Genomic DNA, 9,366 nt, shown 5'->3' on the forward strand with positions numbered 1-9,366 from the left:
GGCCGGGCTACTCGGGCAGGCCGTCGGGGTCGTAGGTCACATCGCTCCAGCCCGGGAAGGCCCGGGCCACGATGGCCGCCACCAGGGGCCGCAGGCTGGCCCGTTCGCGGGCGGTGATGGGGATGGCCCGGGGGTGGGCGTTTTGCAGCGCCAGGGCCTGTTCGGGCTCCAGGGTCTCCCATTTGTTCAGGGCCAGCAGGCGCGGCAGCTCATGCAGGTCCATCTCGCGCAGGATGTCCTCCACGGCGCGCAGGTGCTCCTCCAGCTCGGGGTGGCCTGCGTCGGCGACGTGCACCAGCAGGTCGGCGGATTCCAGCTCCTCCAGGGTGGCGCGGAAGGCTTCGCGCAGCTCGGCGGGCAGGTGGCGGATGAAGCCCACGGTGTCGGTGAGGATCAGCTCGTGCTCCTGGGGGAAGCGCAGCCGCCGGGAGGTGGGGTCCAGGGTGGCGAAGAGCTTGTCCCTGGCCAGCACGTCGGAGCGGGTCAGGGTGTTCAGCAGGGTGGATTTGCCCGCGTTGGTGTAGCCCACCAGGGCCACCACGGGCAGCCCGGCCTGGGCGCGGCGGGCGCGGGTGGCGCCCCGGCGGCGGCGCAGGTCCTCCAGTTCCTTCTTGATGCGCGTGATGCGCTCGCGCACCCGGCGGCGGTCGATCTCCAGCTTGGTTTCGCCTGGGCCGCGCCCGCCGATGCCGCCCATGAGCCGCGACAGGGCCCTGTTCTTCCCCGCCAGCCGGGGCAGGGTGTATTGGAGCTGGGCCATTTCGACCTGGAGGCGGCCCGAGCGCGTGGCGGCGTGCTGGGCGAAGATGTCCAGGATGAGCTGGGTGCGGTCCAGGACCTTGCGTTCGGTGATTTCGGCCAGGTTGCGCATCTGGGCCGGGGTCAGCTCCTGGTCGAAGACCACGATGCCGGCGTCGGCCTGCAGGGCCTGGACCTCCAGGTCCGCGAGCTTGCCCTTGCCCATGATGGTCCTGGGGTTGGCCTCGCGCACGCGCTGGACCATGGTTCCGGCCGTGGCGAGCCCGGCGGTGGCGGCCAGGGCCGCCAGCTCCTGGAGGTGGGCCTCCTGCACGGGGCGGGGCTCGGTGGACACGGAAACCAGGATGGCCCGGGCGTCGTCGCCGCTGGCCGTGCCGTCGGCGGACAGGGCGCCGCCCGAGCGGGCCAGCTCGTCCTCGATGGCCGCCGCCTGGGCTTCGAGGTCCACCTCCAGGCGGTGCAGGGGCAGCGGGCCGAGGACCGTGTAGGGCTCGGCCCCGGGGCCGGGCGGGTTGAGGTGGGCCCAGGTCACGTCGCCGGGCTGGCCGTGGGGCCCCACGGCCAGGACAAGCACCCCGTCCAGGCGCAGGAAGACCATGTCCATCAGGTCTTCCTGGGACAGGGGCTCCCCGGCCAGGTGGGTATGCATCAGGCGCAGTCCGCGCAGGCGCCCGGCAAAGCGCCGGGCCCGGGGCAGCTCGGGGATGTACAGGCCCTGGGCGTCGCCCACCAGGACCATCTCGGGCCGGCCCTGGCGGTCGACCAGCAGGCCGACCTGGCGGCCGATGGCCGCGCTGAGCATGGCCAGCTCGCGGGCCTGCTCCGGCCCCAGGCCGCCCACGGCGGGGTAGCGGCGGGTGGCCAGGCGGGAGAGGCTCTTGAGCTGGCTGGGCTTCAGGCCCTGGGTGTTACCCTGGATTTTCTGGGATATGGCGGTGTCTCCATGCCCGGCTGTTCCGGGCGGGGCGCGGGGCTACGCGTCGCGGCTGCCCAGGTACCCGGCGATCATGGCGTCGTATTCGCTGGTCTTGGCGAAGGTTTCGCAGGCCAGGTCGCGGCGCAGGGGCAGGGGCGCGGCCATGCCGTTGGCCCGCAGGGCGTCCATGACGCGCGGGTAGTGGTCCGCCCCGGGAACCACCAGCACGCTGTGGAAGTTCTTGGCCGAGGCGCGCAGCATGCACGGGCCGCCGATGTCGATCTGCTCCACGGCGTCCTTGAGGCCCAGGCCCCGGGAGGCCGCGTGGGCGAAATCGTAGAGGTTCACGCAGACCAGGTCGAAGGGCGCCAGGCCCAGCCCGTCCAGGGTCTGCATGTGTCCGGGGTCGTCCTTGTCGGCCAGGATGCCGGCGTGGATGTGCGGGTGCAGGGTTTTGACGCGCCCGCCCAGGATCTCGGGGAAGCCCGTGACCTCGGACACAGAGGCCACGTTCAGGCCCGCGTCCAGCAGCTTGCGGCGGGTGCCGCCGGTGGAGAACAGGGCCACGCCCCCCTTGGCGAGGAAGGACGCGAAGTCCACGAGTCCGGTCTTGTCGGTCACGCTCAGGATGGCGCGCCGGATGGGCAGCAGATCCATGCACACACCTCTCTTTTCCGCGCAGATGTGCCAAAAAAGCGGTGCGCTGGCAAGGTGCGGGCGGCCTGTTCCCGCGCGTGGCGGGGGAGACCTGGCACCCCAGCCCCGGCAGCTCTCGTCGGGGCTGGGGAACCAGGCTGGGGAGGGGAGATTATCGTATCACCGTGGCGCGCCTGGCCCGCCGGGGAGGGAGCCCCGGCCCGGTCCGGGCGCGTCGCGTCATGACCGGATCTGGTCCAGGAGCTCGTGGGCCGCGGTGTTTTCCGGGTCGTGCTCCAGGATGCGCTCCAGCTGCTCCCGGGCCTCGTCGGCCCTGTCCAGGCAGGCCAGGCAGCCCGCCAGGGAGTAGCGCACGTCGTGCTTGAGGGGGTCGATGCCGAGGTAGTTCTCCATGTGCGGCACCACTTCCTCCAGGCGGCCAAGGACGTGCCCGAGCTGGACCAGCATGTAGATGGCCACCATGTTCTCGGGGTTCAGTCCCAGGGCCTTGGAAAAATTCTCGAAGGCGGCGTCCTGGCGGCCGGTTTCCATCTCCACCAGGGCCATGCCCGCCAGGGCCTTGTCGCCCGGCTCGATGGACGCGGCCTTGGCGTAGAGCACATGGGCCCTGTCCAGGTCGCCCTTCTGCACGGCGATGGTCGCCAGGCCGAGGTACGGGTCGGGGTGGACGCCGTTGGAGCTGGCGGCCTTGGTGTAGTACTGCTCGGCCTTTTCCAGGTCGCCCATGAAGAGATAGCACTCTCCAAGTTCCTTGTTGATCTCGTAGTCCAGATGGTTGCTCATGGCTTCCCCTCCACAGTGGGAAATTCCGGTAAACCGTGCCGGCGGCAATGCCCATGCAATGGCCGGACCAACGATGCATTCCCAGCCCGCAGGCTCCCCGCCTCCGGGCAGGCATGCTGAAGCAAGCGGCGTGCCAATTCCCCTGTCTGTACCCGTGACACCCCTTTTTTGTCGTTTCCCGGAGGCTGTATAGGGAATCGCGCGCGGGGCGCCGGGGTGGGCGGAGGCCCTGGGCCGCCCGGACCCGGGAGCCGGAATGCCGACGGCCCCCGCCGGGCGCGCGCGGGCGGCCCCGGCGGGGGCGCCCCGGCCGCCCGAGCCCGGGCCGTGGCCGTCCGGCCTTGTCCGGCGGGCGTTCCCGGGGGGCACCCCCTGCACGGGCGGCAAAAAATGCCCGGTTGGCACAAGGGTTGCTCAACCGCAGGTGCCGGTCGCCCGGCCCGGCCCCGCCCCGGGGGCGTCCGCAGGGTCCGCCAGGACCCGGAACGGGCCGGAAACACATGGAGGACAGGCATGAAAAGCTTATTCGACAGCAACGTTCACCTGACGGGCAAGGTGCTGGACCTGCGGCTCCAGCGTCAAAATGTCGTCATGAGCAACCTGGCCAACATCACCACGCCCAACTACAAGGCCCGGCGCCTGGAGTTCGAGGCAGACCTCCAGGCCGCCCTGAACCGCGACGCGCGCGGCAAGATCACCCGCACCGACGAAAAGCACATGCCCACCGTCTTCGCCGCCGACGGCTTTCGCGGCGACCTCGTGAAGGGCTTCAAGCACCGCATCATCCACGGCGAGGACAACGTGGACCTGGACAAGGAGATGTCGGTGATGGCCAAGAACACCCTGATGTACAACGCGCTGGGCACCGTCTTGCAGAAGCAGTTCGACGGCCTGGCCACCGTGATCACGGAAGGAGCCAAGTAAATGGACTTCATGACCGCACTTGACATCGGCGCGTCGGGCCTGTCCGCCGAGCGGACGCACCTGAACATCATTTCCATGAACCTGGCCAACGCCAAGACCACCCGCACCCCCGAGGGCGGGGCCTACCGCCGCCGCACGGTGGTCAAGGCCACCGTGGACGTGGACTCGCCCTTCGCCAAGGCCATGCAGGACGCCCAGACCCGCGAGCTCAAGGGCGTGCGCGTGCTGGGCATCGCCCGCGACGAGCGGCCCGGCAAGCGCGTCTACGAGCCCGGGCACCCCGACGCCGACCAGCAGGGCTATGTGACCTACCCCGACATCAACGTGGTCGAGGAAATGACCAACATGCTGACGGCCACCCGGTCCTACGAGGCCAACGTCAGCTCCATGCAGTCGGTCAAGAGCATGTGGAACAAGGCCCTGGAAATCGGCCGCTAGCAAGCCTGACCAAGGAGAACCGCCATGGCCATTCGCAACGTCGCCATGAACGCCTACCAGAACGCCCAGCTGACCGGCGGCCTGCGCCGCACCGGCTCCGGGCAGGCGACCTTCATCACCGACGAGGCCCGCAAGAGCCAGAAGAGCACGTTCACCGACACCATGCGCGACTCCCTGTCCAAGGTGAACGAGCTGCAAAGCGAGAAGTCCGGGATGGTCGAGGAGTTCGCCTCCGGCGAGCGCCAGAACGTCCACGAACTGATGATCAGCCTGCAAAAGGCCGGACTGGCCATGCGCATGACCTCCGCCGTGCGCAACAAGGTCCTGGAGGCCTACAAGGAACTGTCGCGGATGCAGTTCTAGGCTGACGCCGCCAACCCCCTGACACCCCGGAGAAAAGCAGCATGTCCCCCGTCGTGACGGATTTCCTCGGCAAGACCAGGACCCTGTGGGCCAAGACCAACGTTTCCCAGCGCATCCTCATCGGCGGGCTGGCCGCCGCCGTGGTGGTGACCTTTTTCCTGCTCATCTACTGGCTGAACCGGCCGGACATGAAGGTGCTCTATTCGCGCCTGTACCCCGAGGACGCGGCCACCGTGGTCGGCATGCTCCAGCAGGAAAAGGTCTCCTACGCCCTGGAGGACAACGGCTCCACCATCCTGGTGCCCGCCGACAAGGTCTACGACCTGCGCCTGAAGATCGCGGGCGAGGGCAAGCTGCACGGCCAGGGGCTGGGCTTCGAGATTTTCGACGAGGTCAAGGTCGGCCAGACGGACTTCGTGCAGCACATCAACTACCAGCGCGCCCTGCAGGGCGAACTGGCGCGCACCATCTCCGAGTTTCCCCAGGTGGAGCGCGCCCGCGTCCATCTGGTCATTCCGCACAAGAGCCTGTTCATCGAGGAGCAGGCCGCGCCCTCGGCCTCCGTGGTGCTCAAGATCAAGCAGGGCGAGAAGCTCGACCCCGCCAAGATCAAGGGCATCGTCAACCTCGTGGCCCTGGCCGTGGAGGGCATGTCGCCCGACAACATCACCGTGTCCGACACCGGCGGCGGCATCCTCTTCTCGCCCAAGGCCCTGGAGGACCAGGGCGGCCTCAGTACCACGCAGATGGAAAAGAAGCTGGGCATGGAGCAGAACCTGGAGCTGCGCATCGAGCAGATGCTCTCGCCGCTCTACGGGCCCGGCCGGGTCATCGCCAAGGTCAACGCCGACCTGGACTTCAGCCAGAAGACCATCCGCAGCGAGGAGTACGACCCCGACAGCCAGGTGGCCCGCTCGGACCAGCGCAGCGAGGAGACCCAGACCAGCCAGGCCAACGTGGAAGGCGGCACCCCCGAGCCCAACTTCCGGGGCGACGGCCCCGCGGGCGCCCTCTCGCAGCTCAACTCCAACCGCGAGACGCGCACCCTCAACTACGAGATCAACAAGGTCGAAAAGCACGTCGTCGTGCCCATCGGCGAGCTGGAGCGCTTGAGTGTGGCGGTCATCGTCGATGGGACGTATACTGAGCAGGCGGCGGCGGACGGCCAGGGCGACGCGGCCCAGGTCTTCACCCCGCGCAGCGTCGAGGAGCTCCAGCGCATCCGCCAGCTCGTGGCCGGGGCCGTGGGCTTCGACGAGCGGCGCGGCGACACCATCGAGGTCACCAGCATGTCCTTCGGCGGGCCGGACCAGGAGATCCAGCCCAACCTGGGCGAGCTGATCCTGGAATATGTGCACCGCCTGGGCAAGCCGTTCCTCAACGGGCTGCTGATCTTCCTCTTCCTGGTGCTGGTGGTGCGCCCGGTGATCATGGCCCTCATCCGGCCCAAGACCGAGGTCGAGGGCGTGGAGGGCCTGGCCGGGCTGCCCGAGGGCCAGGGCCGCATCGCCATCACCGACGGCGAGGACGAGGACGCCCTGGACGCCCTGCGCAAGATCGACGATATTCGGGCCCACGCCATGCAGCTGTGCGAGCAGAATATGGACGGCGCCATGGCCATCATCAAGACCTGGCTCAAGCAGGAGGCCACCACCTGATGCCACCCACCATCGCAGGTCCGCACAAGACGGCGATACTGCTTCTGGCCATGGGCGAGAAGTTCACCGCCGACGTGTTCAAGCGCCTCGACCGCTCCGAGATCGCCATGATCTCCAAGGCGATGGTCGAAATGGAGACCATCCCCAAGGAGCAGGTGGAGGAGGTGCTGCGCGAGTTCCACCACCAGCTGCTGGTCAACGCCGAGATGCTCATGGGCGGCCCGGAGCAGGTCAAGAAGCTGCTCATGAAGAACCTCGACTCCGAGACGGCCAAGTACATCCTGGACCTCCTGGACCTGGATTCCGGTCCGGCGCCCTTCCGCGAGCTGGAGAACGTCAGCCCGCGCATCCTGTCGCAGATCCTGCGCAACGAGCACCCGCAGACCCTGGCGCTGATCCTGGGCCACCTGCATCCCGAGCAGGCCGCCGAGCTGCTCCAGCAGCTCCCCGCCGGGGTTCGCCCCGAGATCCTCATGCGCCTGGCGCGCCTGGAGGCCGTGGCCGAGGAGATGCTTATGGAAGTGGACAAGGTGCTGCAAAGCCAGCTCATCGCCATGGGCGGCAAGGAAGGCAAGAAGGTCGGCGGCGTGCAGGCCGTGGCCGAGATCCTCAACGCCGTGGACCGCGCCACCGAGGAGGAGGTTCTTTCCGAGATCGAGGAGGAATCCTCGCAGATGGCCGAGGACATCCGCAACCTCATGTTCGTGTTCGAGGACATCAAGGCCCTGGACGACCGCGCCATTCGCGAGCTGCTCAAGGAGATCTCCAACGAGGACCTGACCAAGGCCCTCAAGGGCGGCACCGAGGACATCCAGGAGAAGTTCTTCAAGAACCTCTCGGAGCGCGCCTCGGCCATGATCCGCGAGGACCTGGAAATCATGGGCCCGGTGCGCCTGTCCGAGGTGGAGGGCGCGCAGCAGAATATCGTCAAGATCGTGCGGCGCCTGGAGGCCGAGGGCCGGATCATGATCGGCCGCGGGGGCGGGGATGTCTTTGTCTAGCCAGGGGCGCGACCAGGGCCCCGCCCGGCGCGCCGGGCGGGTCATCCTCGGCGCCCAGGCCCACGGCCTGGGCGAGATGAGCGTGGCCGACCTGCAAGGCGAGGGCCGCCAGGGCTGGACCGACAAGGATGGCGAGGAATACCGCCGCCGCGTGCGCGAGCGCGCCGAGGCCGCGGCCCGCGACATCATCGCGGCGGCCGTGGCCGACGCCCGGGCCCTGCGCGAGCAGGCCGTGGCCGAGGGGCTGGCCGAGGGCCGCAGGCAGGCCCGGGCCGAGGCCGAGGCCGCCGCCAGCGCCCAGGCCGAGGCCCTGGCCCGGACCCTCGCCGCCGCCCAGGGCGCGTCCCGCGACCTGTGGGCCGGATACCGCCAGGACGTGCTCGAACTCCTGCACATGGCGCTCCGGCGCCTGGTGCGCGCGGAGATGGACCAGCGCCGCGCCGAGATTCTCGGCTCCCTGCTCGACCAGGCCCTGGACGCCATCGATTCGCAGCGCGCCCTGACCGTGCGCGTCCATCCCCAGGACCAGGCCCTGGCCAGGGAGCTGCTCGAAGGCGCCAAGGCCCGCCACCCCGGCCTGGAGCGCTGGGCCGTGCGGCCCGACCCGGCCCTGGACGGGGGCGGCGTGATCCTCGAGTCCGACCGGGGCATGGTCGACAACTCCCTGGCCAGCCGCATGGCCCTGGTGGAACCCATTCTCGACCAGCTGGCGTCTGGCGCCGTCGGCCCCGAGGTCGACGAGGCCGCGCGCCGGGCCGGGGATGCCTCCGGGGCGCCCCCGGCTCCCGCCCCGGGCGGCGGAGACCCCGCGTGAGCCTCAATCCGCGCGGATGCATGAACATCCTGCGCGACCTGGACCCCTGCCGCACCTACGGCAAGGTCTGCAAGGTCGTCGGGCTCATCGCCGAGGGCGAGGGCATCAAGGCGCCCCTGGGCTCGGTGTGCGAGCTGCTGCCCGAGGGCCGCGACGACGGCGGGCTCTACGCCGAGGTGGTGGGCTTTCGCGACGGCGCCTGCCTGCTCATGCCCTACGGCGAGATGCGCGGCGTGCGCCCCGGGTCGCTGATCAAGAACACGGCCACCCCGCCCCTGTTCCCCGTGGGCCCGGCCCTGCTGGGGCGCACGGTGGACGCCTTCGGCGCGCCCCTGGACGACGGCGGGCCCGTGGCCGCGGCGGATTTCTATCCGCTCTACGCCGAGCCGCTGAACCCCCTGCGCCGCCCGCGCATCGTCGAGCCCCTGGACGTGGGCGTGCGGGCCATCAACGGCCTGCTGACCCTGGGCAAGGGCCAGCGCGTGGGCATCATGGCCGGGTCCGGCGTGGGCAAGTCGACCCTCATGGGCATGATGGCCCGCTACACCTCGGCCGACGTGAACGTCATCGCCCTGGTGGGCGAGCGCGGCCGCGAGGTGCTCGAATTCATCGAAAAGGATCTGGGCCCCGAGGGCCTGGCCCGTTCGGTTCTGGTGGTCGCCACCTCGGACAACAGTCCCCTGGTGCGCATGCGTGCCGCCCACGCGGCCAGCGCCGTGGCCGAGTATTTCCGCGACCAGGGCGCGGACGTGCTGCTGATGATGGACTCGGTGACCCGCTTCGCCATGGCCGCCCGCGAGGTGGGCCTGGCCGCCGGGGAGCCCCCGGCCACGCGCGGCTACACGCCCTCGGTCTTCGCCCAGCTGCCCAAGCTTCTGGAGCGCGCCGGGCGCGCCGGAAGCGGCACCATCACCGGCATCTATACCGTGCTGGTGGACGGCGACGACTTCAACGAGCCCGTGGCCGACGCCGCCCGTTCCATCCTCGACGGGCACATCGTCCTGACCCGCGAGCTGGCCGACCAGGGCCACTACCCGGCCATCGACGTGCTGA

At 69.7% G+C, this 9,366-nt stretch carries 10 protein-coding genes; 7 read left to right on the top strand and 3 right to left on the bottom strand.

Annotated features, from left to right (window positions below; all coding sequences use genetic code 11):
- Window positions 1–7 precede the first annotated feature (7 nt).
- From hflX to M0P34_RS10165, 3 genes are all read right to left on the bottom strand, one after another.
- On the bottom strand, window positions 8–1,591 hold the full coding sequence (gene hflX / locus M0P34_RS10155) for a GTPase HflX (RefSeq protein WP_291498810.1): 1,584 nt from the start codon (window positions 1,589–1,591) through the stop codon (window positions 8–10).
- A 141-nt stretch (window positions 1,592–1,732) separates the two neighbouring features.
- On the bottom strand, window positions 1,733–2,332 hold the full coding sequence (locus tag M0P34_RS10160) for an IMP cyclohydrolase (protein WP_291498801.1): 600 nt from the start codon (window positions 2,330–2,332) through the stop codon (window positions 1,733–1,735).
- 219 nt (window positions 2,333–2,551) lie between these two features.
- Complete coding sequence (locus tag M0P34_RS10165; RefSeq protein ID WP_291498802.1) at window positions 2,552–3,115, bottom strand: tetratricopeptide repeat protein; 564 nt, start codon at window positions 3,113–3,115, stop codon at window positions 2,552–2,554.
- 513 nt (window positions 3,116–3,628) lie between these two features.
- On the opposite strand from M0P34_RS10165, the gene flgB reads away from it, so the two are divergent.
- The 7 genes from flgB to M0P34_RS10200 all read left to right on the top strand — a co-directional run.
- The gene (gene flgB / locus M0P34_RS10170; protein WP_291498803.1) at window positions 3,629–4,039 is read left to right on the top strand and encodes a flagellar basal body rod protein FlgB; all 411 of its coding nucleotides are present in this window, start codon (window positions 3,629–3,631) and stop codon (window positions 4,037–4,039) included.
- The gene (gene flgC / locus M0P34_RS10175) at window positions 4,040–4,477 is read left to right on the top strand and encodes a flagellar basal body rod protein FlgC (protein ID WP_291498804.1); all 438 of its coding nucleotides are present in this window, start codon (window positions 4,040–4,042) and stop codon (window positions 4,475–4,477) included.
- Between the two features lie 24 nt (window positions 4,478–4,501).
- The gene (gene fliE, locus M0P34_RS10180; RefSeq protein WP_291498805.1) at window positions 4,502–4,840 is read left to right on the top strand and encodes a flagellar hook-basal body complex protein FliE; all 339 of its coding nucleotides are present in this window, start codon (window positions 4,502–4,504) and stop codon (window positions 4,838–4,840) included.
- 41 nt (window positions 4,841–4,881) lie between these two features.
- On the top strand, window positions 4,882–6,498 hold the full coding sequence (fliF, locus tag M0P34_RS10185; protein WP_291498806.1) for a flagellar basal-body MS-ring/collar protein FliF: 1,617 nt from the start codon (window positions 4,882–4,884) through the stop codon (window positions 6,496–6,498).
- Window positions 6,498–7,499, top strand: a complete 1,002-nt coding sequence (gene fliG / locus M0P34_RS10190) for a flagellar motor switch protein FliG (RefSeq protein ID WP_291498807.1) — start codon at window positions 6,498–6,500, stop codon at window positions 7,497–7,499. Before fliF ends, fliG begins: the two co-directional genes overlap by 1 nt.
- Window positions 7,486–8,313 carry a FliH/SctL family protein gene (locus tag M0P34_RS10195; RefSeq protein ID WP_291498808.1) on the top strand — a complete coding sequence of 276 codons (828 nt, stop codon included), beginning with the start codon at window positions 7,486–7,488 and terminating at the stop codon, window positions 8,311–8,313. The genes fliG and M0P34_RS10195 overlap by 14 nt, the downstream gene beginning before the upstream one ends.
- Window positions 8,310–9,366 (top strand): FliI/YscN family ATPase (locus M0P34_RS10200; protein WP_291498809.1); only part of this gene is annotated, 1,057 nt, incomplete at its 3' end. The genes M0P34_RS10195 and M0P34_RS10200, both read left to right, overlap by 4 nt.

It is taken from the genome of Desulfocurvus sp. (assembly GCF_023230885.1).
Classification (GTDB): domain Bacteria; phylum Desulfobacterota; class Desulfovibrionia; order Desulfovibrionales; family Desulfovibrionaceae; genus Desulfocurvus.